Below are 15,121 nucleotides of genomic sequence, written 5' to 3' on the forward strand. Positions count from 1 at the left end.
GCGTCAGATCCGGTAGCCGGAACCGGGGACGGTCACGATGACCGGCGGCTCCCCCAGCTTGCGGCGCAGCGTCATCACCGTCACGCGCACCACGTTGGTGAAGGGGTCCGTGTTCTCGTCCCACGCCTTCTCCAGGAGCTGCTCGGCGGACACGACCGTGCCCTCGCTGCGCATGAGGACCTCCAGCACCGCGAACTCCTTCGGCGCCAGCTGCACCTCCTTGCCCTCGCGGAACACCTCGCGCCGGTTCGGGTCCAGCTTGATCCCCGCGCGCTCCAGCACGGGGGGCAGCGCGACCGTGGTGCGCCGGCCCAGGGCTCGTACCCGGGCGGTCAGCTCGGTGAACGCGAAGGGCTTGGGCAGGTAGTCGTCCGCCCCGATCTCCAGGCCCTCGACCCGGTCGCTCACGTCGCCGGAGGCCGTCAGCATGAGCACGCGGGTGGGCATGCCGAGCTCGACGATCTTCCGGCACACGTCGTCGCCGTGCACGAGCGGGAGGTCCCGGTCGAGCACGACCACGTCGTAGTCGTTCACTCCGACGCGCTCCAGGGCCGCGGCACCGTCGTACACGACGTCCACGGCCATGGCCTCCCGGCGCAGTCCGGTGGCCACCGCATCGGCGAGCAGCTGCTCGTCCTCGACGACGAGTACGCGCACGTCGTTTCCTTCCTCAGAGCCCGTCAGGGCAGGTGTGTCATGTGGCCTCCATCCTGCCCCTTTCGCCGGTAAACCGGCTGTAAGACGCCGCTCGCCGGTGGCCGGAGGGGACTCGGGGGTGACGCGGGAGGGGACTCCAGGGACGGAAGTGAGGATTCCCCGGCCTTACGAGGTTTCTGGGTCCAACGCGGCGGGGAGGACGACTTCACACCCCGAACACCTCCCTGACGGCGCACTGCCACGTGCCGCCGCCGACCCACGAAGAGGGGGCGAACCCACCATGGACGCATTCACCGCGGGTCTCCTGCAGCGCATCAGGAGCACGCAGTCGGACCTCAGGCAGGCTCGCGAGACGGGCGACGACTTCCTCGTGGAAGTGGAACAGGCGGAGCTGGAAGACCTCCAGCGCATCGCAGCCGATCACGGCGTTCCGGTCACCGTCTCCGCCTGCTGACTCCACCCGCCGGTGGCCGGCCACCGGTCCTCGCACACCCCCCGGACCCCGGAGGCCGCCACCCGGCCGCCGGGGTTCCTTCACGTCCCGCTCAGTCGTGCCAGGCCCCGGCTTCCTCCAGCAGCGGCCGCAGCGAGGCGAACACCGCGGGGGTCGCGGCCAGCGCGAGCTCGCCCGAGGCGGGCTCTCCCGGGCGGCCGCCCGTCACCGCACCGGCCTCCCGCGCGATCAGCTCGCCCGCCGCCAGGTCCCAGGGGTTCAGCCCGCGCTCCCAGTACCCGTCCAGCCGTCCGGCGGCCACGTCGCACAGGTCGATCGCCGCCGAACCGCCGCGCCGGACGTCCCGGACCAGCGGGATGATCCGCTGCGCGACGTCCGCCTGGTGCGCCCGACGGCTCTGGACGTACGCGAAACCGGTGCCGATCAGCGCCTGGTCCAGCGGAGCGGCCGGCCGGCAGGCGAGGCGGACGCCGCCCAGCCAGGCCCCCCGCCCCAGCACCGCGTGGTACGTCTCCCCGCGCATCGGCGCCGCCACGACCCCGGCGACCGTCTCGCCGCGGTACTCGGCGGCGATGGACACGCCCCAGGTCGGCAGCCCGTAGAGGTAGTTCACCGTGCCGTCGAGCGGGTCGATGACCCACCGCACGCCGCTGGTGCCGGCCGACTCCGAGCCCTCCTCGCCCAGCAGCCCGTCCTCGGGCCGCCGCTCCCCGAGGATGCCGGTGATCAGCTTCTCGGCCGCGATGTCCATCTCGGTCACCACGTCGATCGGGCTCGTCTTGGTCGAGGCGACCGCCAGATCGGCCGGCCGCCCGTCCCTCAGCAGCGCGCCCGCCCGGCCGGCCGCCTCCAGGGCCACGTCCAGCAGTTCGGTCTTCAGCTCTTCGGAGATCACGCCCGGCTCCCGTTCATCGACTTCTGCGGACTTCTCGTACGGACTTCGCTGCGCACGCCGGCGGCTATGCGTACGGGCTGTCCACGCCCGCGGCCGCCGGCCGGGGCCCGCGCGCCGGGCAGCAGCCCACGGCGCACAGGTCGTGGCTCGCGCCGAGCAGCCCGAGCGCGCAGCGCTCCACTGCCTCCCCGCGTTCCGCCGCGGCCCGCTCCAGCACGAGGTCCCGTACCGCCGCCGCGAACCGGGGGTCGGCGCCGACCGTGGCCGAGCGGGCGACGGGCAGCCCCAGCTCGGCGGCCTTCGCCGTCGCCTCCGTGTCGAGGTCGTACAGCACCTCCATGTGGTCCGAGACGAAGCCGATCGGCACCATGACCACCGCCGGGGCGCCCGACTCGTGCAGGGCCTCCAGGTGGTCGCAGATGTCCGGCTCCAGCCACGGGATGTGCGGGGCGCCGCTGCGCGACTGGTAGACGAGCTCCCAGGGCAGCTCGGTGCCGGTCTCGGCGCGGACCGCGTCGGCGATCAGCTTCGCGACGTCCAGGTGCTGCTTGACGTAGGCCCCGCCCTCGCCGTCGGCCGTGTGCTCCCCGGCCGGGCCGGAGGCGTCCGCCGCGGCGTTCGGGATGGAGTGGGTGGTGAAGGCCAGGTGCGCCCCGGCACGGACCTCCTCCGGCAGCGAGGCCAGCGAGGCCAGCACCCCGTCGATCATGGGCTGTACGAAGCCGGGGTGGTTGAAGTAGTGCCGCAGCTTGTCGACCTTCGGCAGGTCCGCCTCGGCCACGCCCTCTTCCACCAGCAGGGCTAGCGCGTCGGCGAGGTTCTCGCGGTACTGCCGGCAGCCCGAGTACGAGGCGTACGCGCTGGTCGCGAGCACCGCGATGCGGCGGCGCCCGTCGGCGGCCATCTCGCGCATCACGTCGTTCAGGTACGGGGCCCAGTTGCGGTTGCCCCAGTAGACCGGCAGGTCCAGCCCGTGCCCGGCGAAGTCCTTGCGCAGGGCGTCCAGCAGCTCGCGGTTCTGGCCGTTGATCGGGCTGACGCCGCCGAAGCCGAAGTAGTGCTGCCCGACCTCCTTGAGCCGCTCGCGCGGGATGCCGCGGCCGCGCGTGACGTTCTCCAGGAACGGCACGACGTCGTCGGGCCCCTCGGGACCGCCGAAGGACAGCAGCAGGAGGGCGTCGTAGGGGGCGGCGGGGCCTTCGGCCGAGCCGGGGGCGCAGGCGCGGAGCTGGTCAGACATGCTTCGAATCCTGCCACCCGCCGCCGTCCCGCGGAAAACAGGCCCGTCCCCCGGGACCGCCCGGCCCGGAGTACGGCACCGCCCGGCCCGGAGTGCGGGCCCTTCGGCCGCCGTCCGGATTCCTCCCCGCGCGGGCGGGTTGGGTGCGGCCGTAACCTGTATGGGCCAATGACGTCCCTTACGGAGGGCACCTTGCCCAGTCCCTACCGCGCGATCTTCGCCGCCCCCGGGAGCCGGGGCTTCAGCGCGGCCGGCCTCATAGGCCGGCTGCCGCTCTCCATGGTCGGCATCGGCATCCTGACGATGATCTCCGAGCTCACCGGCCGGTACTCGCTGGCCGGCGCCCTCACCGCCACCCTCGCGCTCTCCGCCGCCGGGATCGGCCCCCAGGTGTCCCGGCTGGTCGACCAGTACGGCCAGCGCCGCGTGCTGCGCCCGGCGAGCCTGCTCGCGATCCTCGCCATCTCCGGGCTGCTGCTGTGCGCGGCCAACCACGCGCCTGACTGGACCCTGTTCGTCTTCGCCGCGCTCGCGGGCTGCGTACCCAGCGTGGGCGCGATGATCCGGGCCCGGTGGACGGCCATCTACCGGGACTCGCCGCGCGAACTGCACACGGCGTACTCCCTGGAATCCGTCCTGGACGAGGTCTGCTTCATCTTCGGGCCGATCCTCGCCATCGGGCTCTCCACCACCTGGTTCCCCGAGGCGGGCCCGCTGGTCGCCGCGGTCTGCCTGCTGGTGGGCGTGTGGTGGCTGACCGCGCAGCGCGCCACCGAGCCGGCCCCGCACCCGCGCGACGAGGACTCCGACCGGACCTCGGCGCTGCGCTCCCCCGGACTCCAGGTGCTGGTGGCCACCTTCGTGGCCACCGGGGCCATCTTCGGCTCCATCGACGTGGTCACGCTGGCCTTCGCCGAGGAACAGGGGCACAAGGCGTGGGCCAGCTTCATCCTGGCCGTCTGGGCGGTCGGGTCCTGCCTCGCCGGCATCGTCTTCGGCCTGCTGCACCTCAAGGGCAAGGCCGAACGCAGGTGGGTGCTGGGCATCTGTGCGATGGCCGTGAGTATGATCCCCCTCCTACTGGCCGGGAACCTTCCGTTTCTGGCCGTGGCGCTCTTCGTCTCGGGCCTCGCCATCGCTCCCACGATGATCACCACGATGGCCCTGATCGAGGCGCACGTACCACGCGCGAAGCTGACCGAGGGGATGACCTGGACGGGCACCGGGCTCGCGGTCGGGGTCGCGCTCGGGTCCTCCGTGGCCGGCTGGGTCATCGACGCCGCCGGCGCGAAGACCGGGTACGTCGTCTCCATCTCGGCGGGGGCCGCCGCGGCGGCGGTTGCGTTCGCGGGTTACCGCCGGCTGACGAGGCCGGCGCAAGGGGAGGAGCCTTCCAACGATGGCGACGACGGGGACAGCAGGCAGCAGCGGGACACGGACCGCCGCGTGGCATAACTGGGCGGGCAACATCAGCGCCACGCCGACGCGCGTGGTCACCCCGGCATCGGTCGGGGAGCTCCGGGAGGCGGTCCGCCGGGCCGCCGGGGACGGGCTGAAGGTGAAGGCGGTCGGCACCGGCCACTCCTTCACCGCGGCCGCCGCGACCGACGGCGTACTGATCCGCCCGCAGGCGCTGGCCGGGATCCAGGCGATCGACCGCGAGGCGGGGACCGTCACCGTGGCGGCGGGCACGGTCCTGAAGGACCTCAACCTGGCCCTCGCCAAGGAGGGCCTGTCGCTCACCAACATGGGCGACATCATGGAGCAGACGGTCTCGGGCGCCACCAGCACCGGCACCCACGGCACCGGACGCGACTCGGCCTCCATCGCCGCCCAGATCCGCGGCCTGGAGCTGGTCACGGCGAACGGGGAGCTGCTCACCTGCTCCGAGAAGGAGAATCCGGACGTCTTCGCGGCGGCCCGCCTCGGCATCGGCGCGCTCGGCGTGGTCACCTCGCTCACCTTCGCCGTGGAGCCGCTCTTCTTCCTGACCGCCCGTGAGGAGCCGATGAGCTTCGACCGGGTGACGGCGGAGTTCGACCGGCACCACGCGGAGAACGAGCACTTCGAGTTCTACTGGTTCCCGCACACCGGCAACTGCAACACCAAGCGCAACAACCGCAGCCAGGGCCCGGCCGCCCCGCCCGGAGCGGTCTCCGCCTGGGTCGAGGACGAGCTGCTGTCCAACGGCCTCTTCCAGGCCGTCAACTCCTTCGGCCGCGCCGTCCCGGCGGCCATCCCCTCCATCGCCCGGATCGCGAGCCGCGCCCTGTCGGCGCGCACCTACACGGACATCCCGTACAAGGTGTTCACCAGCCCGCGCCGGGTGCGGTTCGTGGAGATGGAGTACGCCCTTCCGCGCGAGCGCGTCGTCGAGGCACTGCGGGAGCTGAAGGCCATGGTGGACCGCTCCGGCCTGCGGATCAGCTTCCCGGTGGAGGTGCGGACGGCTCCGGCGGACGACATCACCCTGTCGACGGCCTCGGGCCGCGAGAGCGCGTACATCGCGGTGCACATGTACAAGGGCACCCCGTACCAGGCCTACTTCACGGCCGCCGAGCGGATCTTCACCGAGTACGGCGGGCGGCCGCACTGGGGCAAGGTGCACACGCGGGACGCGGAGTACTTCGCCGGGGTGTACCCGCGCTTCGGGGAGTTCACCGCGCTCCGGGACCGGCTGGACCCGGACCGGGTCTTCGGCAACGACTACCTGCGGCGCGTCCTGGGCGACTGAGCCCTGATCCCCCGGGCCGCCTCAGGGGGTCTGCGACTCCTGGCCGGTGCCGGTGCCGGTGCCCGTACCGCTGCCCGTGCCGGCGTCCGGTGTCTGCTTGCCGGTGCTCGGCGTGGGCGTCGGAGTCGGAGTCGGCGTGGGGGTCGGGGTCGGCTTCGGCGTGGGCGTCGGAGTCGGGGTCGGGGTGGGGTCCGGGGAGCCCGAGGGGTCCGGGTCGGGCTTCGGGGTGTGGTTGCCGTTCGAGTGCGAGGGGCTCGGGGAGTTCCCGGTGTCCGGGCTCTTCCCGCCCTTCTCGCCGGTGCCCGTGCCCGACGGGTCCTCGGGCCGGTCGGGCTTGTGGTCGCGGGCCGTTCCGACGCCGCCGGTGAGGAGCGTCTTGCCGTCCGCGCTCACCGAGGTGCCGGCCACCGCCTCATAGGTCCCCAGGCCGCCGAGCGCTATGACGAAGGCCGCGCCGGAGGCCACGGCCGTCCGCTTCCAGCCCCGCATCCGGGTGCCGTGGACCGTGCCCGCGCCGAACTCCTCGTCGGGCGGCGGGCCGCCGGCGGAGACGGTGCCCAGCAGCATCGTGCCGTCCGGCGCCCGCCCCGCGGGGGCGGACCCGGGTCCGTCGACGGGGACCTGACGGGCCTTCGGCCGGGCCGTCTCGCGGAGCTGGTCGCCGGTGCGGCGGAAGAAGTGCTGGATGACGGGTCCGCCCGCGGTGGCCACCACGCTCACCACGCCCGCGCCGAGGATGGTCCCGTAGACGCCCATCTGCGAGGCCAGCAGGGCCGCCGCGACCGTGGCGAGGGAGGAGCCCGCGACCTGAGCCGCACTCAGGTCGAGCTTCTTCTTCTCCTTCTCCTGCTCCGGTTCCACGTCCAGCACCGTCTTCTGACCCATCGCCATCCCCTGCGTGTCCTGCCCCTCGCGCTCCAACGCCTTCTCCCGTTACTGACACATCAGCGAAACGGATAGTTCCGTTTCCGGAGATTCTGTGAAGCAGGACACCCGAAAACGGGCGCACGCGCAGGTCCGGCCGGATGCGGACCCGATCCAGGGCAGCCCAACTCCCGCCGTCCGGGACAAGTTCGGCGGCGCGGCGGTCCACCCAGGTGGCCCGAATGGAGTACTGTGGCGAGCCCTGGGGCCGTCCTTCCTTTCGGATGTCCGGACTCGGGAGAGGGGGCCGGCTGATGGAAAAACGGCACTCGAGACCGGCGATGCCGCGGTTTTGCACGGGATCCTGCTGCGCACAGTAATCGTTCGGTCACTGTGCGTGCCCAACAGGTAACCGTGCCATAACAGCGATCAAGGGCGCATGCCCGACACGCCGGTTTAACTCGGCAAGGTAGTGGCAGGCTGCACCCGGGCAGGCCACACTCGACTAGCGGAAGCAGCGACGCACGTGACGTCGGCAGGCACCACCCGGGAGGTCCCCATGCCCGAACTGCGTGTCGTGGCCGTCTCAAATGACGGCACACGACTGGTGCTCAAGGCTGCGGACAGCACGGAGTACACGCTTCCGATCGACGAGCGTCTCCGGGCTGCCGTGCGCAACGACCGTGCGCGCCTGAACCAGATCGAGATCGAGGTGGAGAGCCACCTCCGCCCCCGCGACATCCAGGCCCGCATACGGGCCGGTGCCTCCGCGGAGGAGGTCGCTCAGATGGCGGGCATCCCCGTCGACCGCGTACGCCGCTTCGAGGGCCCCGTGCTCGCCGAGCGCGCGTTCATGGCGGAGCGGGCCCGCAAGACCCCCGTGCGCCGGCCCGGCGAGAACACCGGACCCCAGCTCGGCGAGGCCGTGCAGGAACGGCTCTCGCTGCGCGGGGCCGAGAAGGAATCCGTCCAGTGGGACTCCTGGCGCCGCGACGACGGCACCTGGGAGGTCCTGCTGGTCTACCGGGTCGCGGGCGAACCGCACTCGGCGAGCTGGACGTACGACCCGCCGCGCCGGCTGGTCGTGGCCGTGGACGACGAGGCCCGCTCGCTGATCGGCGAGTCCGACGATCTGCCGGCGACCCCGGAGCCGAGCTTCCCGTTCGTGCCGAGGATCGCGCGGCTGCCCCGCGACCGGCCGCTGGACCGGGCGCTCGACCGCCAGATGGAACGCCCCACAGCGCCCGCTCCCCCGCCGGAGCAGGAGCCCGAGGAAGAGCGGGACACGCTGACGGCCCTGCTGGAGGCGGTACCGAGCTTCCGCGGCGACCTGGTGGTCCCGGAGCCGGTGACGGAACCGGAGGTGGAGGAGCCGCCCGCCGCTTCGGCGTCGGCCGGTGCGGGTTCCGCGTACGCGGACGTCCTGATGCCGCGCACCGTGGCGGGACACCGGGACCGGCTGACGGGCACGACCGACCGGCAGGCGGAGGCCGACGGGGTGCGTCCCGGCCGCCGCGCGGCGGTGCCGAGCTGGGACGAGATCGTCTTCGGCACCCGCCGCAAGAAGCAGGAGTAACCCGGACCCGCCCGGTCTGCGGCGGCAGCGGACACCGCCGCCGCAAACCGGGCGGGGGGGTCCTGCCGCTAGCCCGGCAGTTCGCCGACGGCCACCTCGCGCGACGGGTCCGCCGACCATTGCGACCAGCTGCCCGCGTACAGCGCCGCCGGGATGCCCGCCGCCGCCAGCGCCAGGACCTCGTGGGCCCCCGAGACGCCCGAGCCGCAGTACACCCCGACCGGGGTGGCGGTGTCGGCGTGCACGCCCAGGCCTTCGAAACGGGCCCGCAGCGCGTCGCGGTCCAGGAGCAGGCCGTCGGGTCCCGTGTTCTCGGTGGTCGGCGCCGACAGCGCCCCCGGGATGTGACCCCCGACCGGATCGATCGGTTCGACCTCGCCCCGGTACCGCTCGCCCGCGCGTGCGTCCAGCAGCACACCCGTCCGGGCCAGCGCCGCCGCCCCGTCCGCGTCCAGCAGTCCGATGGCACCCGGATTTGGCTTGAAATCACCCTCGCTCACAGGAGTGACCTCGTCGGACAGCGGACCGTCCCCGGCCTTCCATGCGGCCAGTCCCCCGTCCAGGACCCGCACCCGCGGGTGACCCGTCCAGCGCAACAGCCACCACGCGCGCGCCGCCGCCCAGCCCAGACCGCCGTCGTACACGACCACGGGCGTGTCCGCCGAGACGCCGGCCCGCCGCATCACCGCCCCGAACTCCTCGGGATCCGGCAGCGGGTGCCGGCCGCCGGAGCCCGCCGGGCCTGCCAGTTCCGCGTCGAGGTCGACGTAGACGGCGTTCGGGAGGTGTCCGGCCTCGTACTCGGGCCGCAGGTTCGGGCCGCCGAGCTGCCAGCGGACGTCGAGGAGCAGCGGCGGCAACGGGCCGGCCAGCTCCTCCTTCAGATCGGCGGCGGAGACGAGCGGTGAGCGGGGCGGGTTCGCAGTCATGCGGGCCATTTTGCTCCCCGCCGAACACCTGGCGTAACAAGCCTGACATCGACGGGCCGCACTGATCCGGACATCTCTCCCGGCTCCTGTGAAACCCGGCCGGTCGGGGCGCGCCGGGCCCGCCGGAGTGGAAGCATCAGCTCCGGGAAGGGTCACGAGCGTGACGACGGAGGAGACGGCTGACATGACCGAGGCATCGGAAGCAACGCGGCGCACGCCCGGCACGCCGTGCTGGGCGAGCCTGATGGTGCACGGCCTCGGGACCACCGAGGAGTTCTACGCCGATCTGTTCGGCTGGGAGTACGAGCCCGGCCCCGAACAGCTCGGCCCGTACGTCCGGGCCATGCTCGGCGGGCGGGAGGTGGCCGGCATCGGCGAGATGCCGCCGGACCGGCAGCTCCCGGTGGCATGGACCACGTACCTCGCCACGGACGACGCCGACGCGACGGCCGAATCCGTCCGCTCCTGCGGCGGCACGGTCGCGGTCGGCCCGCTCGATGCCGGGGTCGCCGGACGGGTGGCGATCTGCTCGGACCCGCTGGGGGCGATCTTCGGGCTCTGGCAGGCGGCGTCCCACCTCGGGACCCGGCTGGCCGGGGGGCCGGGCACCCCGGTGTGGCACGAGCTGGTCACGCAGGACACCTCGACGGTCGGGAAGTTCTACGAGCACGTCTTCGGCCACGAGGCCCGCGCGCACGCCGGTGCGGGCGATGCCGCCGACGAATTCGACTACCTCACGCTGTCGCTGCAGGGCCGGCCGGTGGCCGCCGTGCACGGGGTCGGCCGCTCCCTGCCCCACGACCGGGGGCCGCACTGGATGACGTACTTCGAGGTGGAGGACACCGACGCGGCCGCCGCCCGGGTCCTGCGGCTCGGCGGCGGGATCGTCCAGCCGCCGCGCGAGGGCCTGAGCGGCCGGCTGGCCGTGGTCACGGACCCGGAGGGCGCGGTGTTCACGCTCGTACGCGGCCGGGGCTGACCGGGGTCGGCCGCCCTAGCGGAGCGGCTCGGCGGGCTGCCGTACGGCGCTCCGCGGCGCCCTGGCCCTGACCATCAGGGCGGCGAGCACGGCGGCGAGCAGCACGCTGCCGAACGCCCACCAGAGGGTGTCCGCGTATCCGCTCAGCCGTCCCCGGCCGTCCGCCGTGGAGGAGGTGGCGAGGGTGACGGCGAGCAGCATGACGCCGATGGCCTCGCCCAGCTGCTGGACCGTACCGACGACCCCTGCCGTCGCACCGGCCTGCCGGGGGTCGGTTCCGGCGGTCGCGGTGTCGAAGAGCGGCACGTAGGCCAGACCGATGCCGAGGCCGATGAGGATCGAACCGGGCAGCACCAGCGGGACGAACTCGCCTCCGGCGTCGAGGCCGGTCAGGATCAGCAGTCCGGCAGCCGTGAGCACCATCCCCGCCGCGATCAGGGTTCCGGGCGCGACCCGGTGCGTCAGCCTTGCGGACACCTGCGTGGAGCCGATGAGGATTCCGGCGGCCATGGGGAGGAGGAGCCCGGCGGCGCCGGTCGCCGAGTAGCCGGCGGCCTCCCGGATCCAGACGCTCAGGAACGCGAACAGCAGGAGGGTGGCGATGCCGGCCAGGAACACGACGAGGAGCGCGCCGAGCCGGTTGCGGTCACCCGGGACGCGGCGCGTCGCGAGCATCGGGTTCGACGTCCTGGTCTGCTGCCAGAGGAAGGCGCCGAGCAGGACGGCGCCGCCCACGAGCGGGAACAGCACGAGGGGCACGGTCCAGCCGTGTGCTCCGCCCGCGAAGAGGCCGTACACGAGCGCGGCGAGGGCGGTGGAGCCGAGCAGGAGACCGGGCCCGTCGAGGCGGACGCCGGCCGGGTCCGGGCGGTCGCGCGGCAGGGCCAGGGCGACGAGCAGGGCGATCACGGCGATGGGGACGGCGACGTAGAAGCTCCACCTCCAGACCAGGCCGTAGGCGAAGCCTCCCGCGAACAGCCCGAGCAGCGAACCGCCGCCGGCGAGCGCGGCGTAGACCCCGAAGGCCCTGCCCCGTTCCCTGGGGTCGGTGAAGCCGGTGGCCACCAGGGAGAGTGCGGCCGGTGTCAGCAGGGCGGCGAAGGCGCCCTGGAGGGCGCGGGCCGAGATCAGCATGGCGGAGCTGGAGGCCGCGCCCCCGAGCGCGCAGGCCACCGCGAATCCGGCCAGCCCGATGACCACCGACTGCCGGCGCCCCACCCGGTCCACGATGCGGCCGCCGAGCAGGAGCAGCGCGCCGAACACCACCCAGTAGGTGACGAACATCAGGTCCATGCCGGCGTATCCGAGGCCGAACTCGGTGTGGACCAAAGGCATCGCCAGGTCGAAGACCGTCCCTTCGAGCAGCACCGCCAGCTGCACCAGGGCGGCCACGACCAGGCCCCGCCAGCGCCGGGCGTACGGATCGGCGGGGACTCCGGCCGCCTCGGGCGGCGCTACGGGCCACCCGTCGGCGGGTGTGGCCGCCGGGGGCGGTCCGAAGCCCTGCGCGGGGCCGTGGGCCGGGGCCGTGGGGGCGTACGCGGGCGGCGGCGGAGGGAGCTGGGGGCGCGGGGAGGGGACCCGGGGGTCGGCCGGCGCGGCCGGGGCTTCGTCCGGTCGCGCGGGGGCGAAGTCCAGCAACTGGGCGGCATGGCGGCCGAGTTGGGCCAGAACCTGGCCCGGCAGCCATTCCCCGGCCTGGTCGGCGGCCGTACGCTCGGCCACCTCCCGGGGGGTGGGCCGCCGGGTCGGGTCCTTGTGCAGGCAGGCCCGTACGAGCTCGACGAGCCCCTCCGGCACGCCGGTCAGGTCCGGCTCCTCCTCGGCGACCCGGAAGAGGTGGGCGTTCAGGCCGGTGTCCGCGGCGCCGAAGAGGAGCCGTCCGGTGGCGGCGTAGACGAGGACGGCGCCGAGGCAGAAGACGTCGCTGGCGGGGGTCAGTTCGAGGCCGCGGACCTGCTCCGGTGACATGAACCCGGCCGATCCGATCAGCATGCCGGTATGGGTGAGCAGGCTGTCCCCGGCGAGGCTGTCCATCGCGCGGGCGATGCCGAAGTCGATGACGCGCGGGCCGTCGACGGTGACCAGGACGTTGGAGGGCTTGAGGTCGCGGTGGATCAGGCCCGCCTCGTGCACGGCCTGCAGGGCGAGGGCGAGCCGGTTGGCGAGGGTGCGCACGGAGTGCTCGGGCAGCGGCCCGAAGTCCTTGGCGACCACGGCGTGCAGGTCGGGCCCCGGGATGTACTGGGTCGCGACCCAGGGCACGGCGGCCTCGGGGTCGGCGTCGAGCACGGCCGCGGTCCAACTCCCGCCCACCCGGCGCGCGGCGGCCACCTCCCGGGCGAAGCGTCTGCGGAACTCCGGGTTCCCGGCGTATTCGGCCTGTACGACCTTCACGGCGACGGTGCGCCCGCCCTCGGAGCGGCCCAGATAGACCAGGCCCATGCCGCCGGCCCCCAGCCGGGCGATCAGACGGTACGGGCCGATACGGGTCGGGTCTTCGACGATCAGCTGATCCACGCGCTGAGGATAGTGGAGCTATCCAACACATGGGAGTGCATCGGCGGAATCCGCGGAGTCAGCGAGTCAGTGGAAGTGGAACCGGCGGGAAGGCGCGGGCGGCTGCGACACCCCGCCACCACCTCACATACGACAGGACCGACCATATGATGACATTCCATCAACTATGAGGGCAGGCCGTCATGCCACGAGTCGACGCCACCGCCGCGGACCGGATGGCCACGGCCCTGTTCATCGAGCGCGCCTGGCGCAGCCCCAGTTCCACCCGCTTCTGGGTCCTGCTCGTGCTCGCGGCGGTCATCGCGTCCGCGGGCGTCGTCGGGGACTCGACGGCGACCGTGATCGGGGCGATGATCGTCGCCCCGCTGATGACCCCGATCCTGGGCAGCGCGCTCGCGCTGGTCCTCGCCGACCGGCACCAGGTGGTGCGCTGCGCGCTCCTGGTGCTCGGCGGGGCCCTGACCGTGGTGGCCATCGGCATGCTGATGGGATGGCTCGTCTCGCCGCCCGACGCCTTCGCCTCGAACAGTCAGGTCTCCTCGCGGATCAGCCCCCGGCTGATCGACCTGGTCGCCGCCCTGGCCACCGGAACGGTCGGAGCCTTCGCCCTGGTGCGCTCGGACATCTCCGACACCCTTCCGGGGGTGGCCATCGCCATCTCCCTGGTGCCGCCCCTGGCCGTCACCGGGCTCCTGATCACCACGCACCGCTTCCACGACGCGAGCCAGTCCGCGCTCCTGTTCGCCACCAACGTCGCGGCCATCGTCGCCACCGGGACGGTCGTCTTCCTCGCCTACGGGGTCCGGGCCGGCGCCGGCGAAGCGGGCCTCGCGGTGGGCGCGTTCCGCGGCCGGACCCTGGCCGCGGTGTCGGCCATCGTGCTGCTGGTCGCCGTACCGCTCACCGCGGGCACCCTCTCCGTCGCCCGCGACCGCGCGCTCGCGGCGAACGCGCGGCCGGTGGCCGAGCGGTGGGCCGCCACGGGCAACTGGCAGATCGCCTCGGTCGAGGCCCGCAACGGGGTCGTCGTGGTGGGCGTCCTGGGCCTCCCGCCCCAGCCCGCCCCCACCGCCCTGCGCGCGGCACTGGACCTGGGCGGCATGCGGGACGCCGCGCTCGAACTCCACCTGGTCGGCGGCCGCACCCACTGGTGCCCGGCGAACAGCGCCACGTGCACGGTCCGCGACTCCTCCCGCACCTGAACCGGTCAGCAGACGGGCGGTCAGTCCTCGGCGCTGGGGCTGCGCTCGCCGTGCTGTCGCAGGACGTCGGCGTCGCCGTGGAAGCGGTGGGCCCACCGGCGGCCGTCGAAGACGCTCAGGCCGGGGATGTGACGGGTCTCCAGCGCCAGGATCACGAAGGCCGTCGCCGCGGCGGCCAGGGCCAGGCGTCCCTGGCCGGCGGCCGCTCCGATGGCGGCCGCGGCGAAGATGGCTCCGGCGGTGGTCACCCCGTGGACGAGGTCGCCCTCCGTGAGGCTCTGCCGGAAGACCACGCCGCCCCCGATGAACCCGACGCCGGTGATGACTCCCGCCAGGGCGTTGGGCGCGCCGTCCAGGGCGAGGACGGCCACGAGGGCGGCACCGACGCCGATCATGGAGAAGGTCCGGTTTCCGGCGGCGGCTCCCCTCAGGGCGCGTTCGAAGCCGAGGAGGTAGGTGAGGACGAAGGCCACCGTGAGGTGGCCGATCGTGACGAGGGTGGAGGTGTCCGCCTGCCGGTAGTCCATCGGCCGCCCTTCCGGAGTCCTCCGCACGCGGAGGCACGGCTGTCCGTGCCAGTAGAGCGCGCGGGGGCCGCCCGGGCCGCCGGGCGCGCCGCCGCGGGGATCAGTTGTGCGGGGCCGTTCCGCTGACCCGGTGGTCGGCATGGCTGAGGGCTTCCAGGACGAGCCGGCGCAGATGCCCGTCGCGCAGGCTGTAGTGGATGCGCCGGCCCTCGCGGCGGGTGTCCACGAGGCCCGCCAGCCGCAGTTTCGCCAGGTGCTGGCTCACCGCGGTCCTCGACGCGGCGCACCGATCGGCGAGCGAGCCGACGTCCGACTCCTCCTGGGCGAGCAGCCACAGGAGGTGGAGCCGGGTGACGTCCGACAGCATCGCGAAGACCTCGGTCGCCTCGGTGAGGCGCGCCCGGTCGGGATCCCGTAGGTGCGCATCGGGTGCAGGTGGCTGGGGTTCGCGAGCAGGCATACCCCACAGGGTAGGTCGCTGCGGGGCCGTCCGGGACGAGGGCGGAGCGGGGGAGCAACGAGGGGGGAACGAGGGAGGAGCCGC

At 73.4% G+C, this 15,121-nt stretch carries 14 protein-coding genes; 6 read left to right on the top strand and 8 right to left on the bottom strand.

Annotated elements, in window-relative coordinates; genetic code table 11:
* Positions 1–3: 3 nt before the first annotated feature.
* On the bottom strand, positions 4–657 hold the full coding sequence (locus AC3IX6_RS08505) for a response regulator transcription factor (protein WP_112451148.1): 654 nt from the start codon (positions 655–657) through the stop codon (positions 4–6).
* A 280-nt stretch (positions 658–937) separates the two neighbouring features.
* Between AC3IX6_RS08505 and AC3IX6_RS08510 the strand changes: the two genes are divergently transcribed.
* On the top strand, positions 938–1,111 hold the full coding sequence (locus tag AC3IX6_RS08510) for a hypothetical protein (RefSeq protein ID WP_204357838.1): 174 nt from the start codon (positions 938–940) through the stop codon (positions 1,109–1,111).
* Between the two features lie 91 nt (positions 1,112–1,202).
* On the opposite strand, the gene AC3IX6_RS08515 is transcribed toward AC3IX6_RS08510, so the two are convergent.
* Both AC3IX6_RS08515 and AC3IX6_RS08520 read right to left on the bottom strand, forming a co-directional pair.
* Positions 1,203–2,006, bottom strand: coding sequence for an inositol monophosphatase family protein (locus AC3IX6_RS08515; RefSeq protein ID WP_489369624.1), 804 nt, complete (start codon positions 2,004–2,006; stop codon positions 1,203–1,205).
* Between the two features lie 64 nt (positions 2,007–2,070).
* Positions 2,071–3,246 (bottom strand): ferrochelatase, encoded by a 1,176-nt coding sequence (locus AC3IX6_RS08520; RefSeq protein WP_489369625.1) that lies wholly within the window; start codon positions 3,244–3,246, stop codon positions 2,071–2,073.
* Between the two features lie 192 nt (positions 3,247–3,438).
* Between AC3IX6_RS08520 and AC3IX6_RS08525 the strand changes: the two genes are divergently transcribed.
* Positions 3,439–4,701, top strand: a complete 1,263-nt coding sequence (locus AC3IX6_RS08525) for an MFS transporter (protein WP_489369626.1) — start codon at positions 3,439–3,441, stop codon at positions 4,699–4,701.
* Positions 4,646–5,980: a D-arabinono-1,4-lactone oxidase gene (locus AC3IX6_RS08530; protein WP_489369627.1), complete on the top strand. Its 1,335-nt coding sequence runs from the start codon at positions 4,646–4,648 to the stop codon at positions 5,978–5,980. Before AC3IX6_RS08525 ends, AC3IX6_RS08530 begins: the two co-directional genes overlap by 56 nt.
* Positions 5,981–6,001: 21 nt before the next feature.
* Here AC3IX6_RS08530 and AC3IX6_RS08535 read toward each other — a convergent pair whose 3' ends face one another.
* Positions 6,002–6,865, bottom strand: a complete 864-nt coding sequence (locus AC3IX6_RS08535; protein WP_489369628.1) for a hypothetical protein — start codon at positions 6,863–6,865, stop codon at positions 6,002–6,004.
* A 538-nt stretch (positions 6,866–7,403) separates the two neighbouring features.
* Between AC3IX6_RS08535 and sepH the strand changes: the two genes are divergently transcribed.
* The gene (gene sepH, locus AC3IX6_RS08540) at positions 7,404–8,420 is read left to right on the top strand and encodes a septation protein SepH (protein WP_489369629.1); all 1,017 of its coding nucleotides are present in this window, start codon (positions 7,404–7,406) and stop codon (positions 8,418–8,420) included.
* 68 nt (positions 8,421–8,488) lie between these two features.
* On the opposite strand, the gene AC3IX6_RS08545 is transcribed toward sepH, so the two are convergent.
* Entirely contained in the window at positions 8,489–9,349 is an 861-nt protein-coding gene (locus AC3IX6_RS08545) for a sulfurtransferase (RefSeq protein ID WP_489369630.1), read from the bottom strand.
* A gap of 184 nt (positions 9,350–9,533) precedes the next feature.
* Here AC3IX6_RS08545 and AC3IX6_RS08550 point away from each other — a divergent pair, with 184 nt between their 5' ends.
* Entirely contained in the window at positions 9,534–10,328 is a 795-nt protein-coding gene (locus AC3IX6_RS08550) for a VOC family protein (protein WP_489369631.1), read from the top strand.
* A gap of 15 nt (positions 10,329–10,343) precedes the next feature.
* Here the strand turns inward: AC3IX6_RS08550 and AC3IX6_RS08555 are convergent, their stop codons facing one another.
* A complete protein-coding gene (locus AC3IX6_RS08555) occupies positions 10,344–12,848 on the bottom strand; it encodes an MFS transporter (protein WP_489369632.1) in 2,505 nt (834 codons plus the stop codon).
* Between the two features lie 182 nt (positions 12,849–13,030).
* Between AC3IX6_RS08555 and AC3IX6_RS08560 the strand changes: the two genes are divergently transcribed.
* Entirely contained in the window at positions 13,031–14,050 is a 1,020-nt protein-coding gene (locus tag AC3IX6_RS08560; RefSeq protein WP_489369633.1) for a TIGR00341 family protein, read from the top strand.
* A 20-nt stretch (positions 14,051–14,070) separates the two neighbouring features.
* On the opposite strand, the gene AC3IX6_RS08565 is transcribed toward AC3IX6_RS08560, so the two are convergent.
* Positions 14,071–14,577, bottom strand: a complete 507-nt coding sequence (locus AC3IX6_RS08565; RefSeq protein WP_489369634.1) for an MgtC/SapB family protein — start codon at positions 14,575–14,577, stop codon at positions 14,071–14,073.
* 100 nt (positions 14,578–14,677) lie between these two features.
* Positions 14,678–15,037, bottom strand: coding sequence for an ArsR/SmtB family transcription factor (locus AC3IX6_RS08570; protein ID WP_327304143.1), 360 nt, complete (start codon positions 15,035–15,037; stop codon positions 14,678–14,680).
* Between the last annotated feature and the right edge of the window lie 84 nt (positions 15,038–15,121).

The organism is Streptomyces sp. GL_141 (genome assembly GCF_057834385.1).

Coding starts and splice junctions, on each gene's coding strand:
- AC3IX6_RS08510 (WP_204357838.1), top strand. CDS start 938: ATGGACGCATTCACCGCGGGTCTCCTGCAGCGCATCAGGAGCACGCAG.
- AC3IX6_RS08520 (WP_489369625.1), bottom strand. CDS start 3,246: ATGTCTGACCAGCTCCGCGCCTGCGCCCCCGGCTCGGCCGAAGGCCCC.
- AC3IX6_RS08530 (WP_489369627.1), top strand. CDS start 4,646: ATGGCGACGACGGGGACAGCAGGCAGCAGCGGGACACGGACCGCCGCG.
- AC3IX6_RS08535 (WP_489369628.1), bottom strand. CDS start 6,865: ATGGGTCAGAAGACGGTGCTGGACGTGGAACCGGAGCAGGAGAAGGAG.
- sepH (WP_489369629.1), top strand. CDS start 7,404: ATGCCCGAACTGCGTGTCGTGGCCGTCTCAAATGACGGCACACGACTG.
- AC3IX6_RS08545 (WP_489369630.1), bottom strand. CDS start 9,349: ATGACTGCGAACCCGCCCCGCTCACCGCTCGTCTCCGCCGCCGATCTG.
- AC3IX6_RS08550 (WP_489369631.1), top strand. CDS start 9,534: ATGACCGAGGCATCGGAAGCAACGCGGCGCACGCCCGGCACGCCGTGC.
- AC3IX6_RS08560 (WP_489369633.1), top strand. CDS start 13,031: ATGCCACGAGTCGACGCCACCGCCGCGGACCGGATGGCCACGGCCCTG.
- AC3IX6_RS08565 (WP_489369634.1), bottom strand. CDS start 14,577: ATGGACTACCGGCAGGCGGACACCTCCACCCTCGTCACGATCGGCCAC.
- AC3IX6_RS08570 (WP_327304143.1), bottom strand. CDS start 15,037: ATGCCTGCTCGCGAACCCCAGCCACCTGCACCCGATGCGCACCTACGG.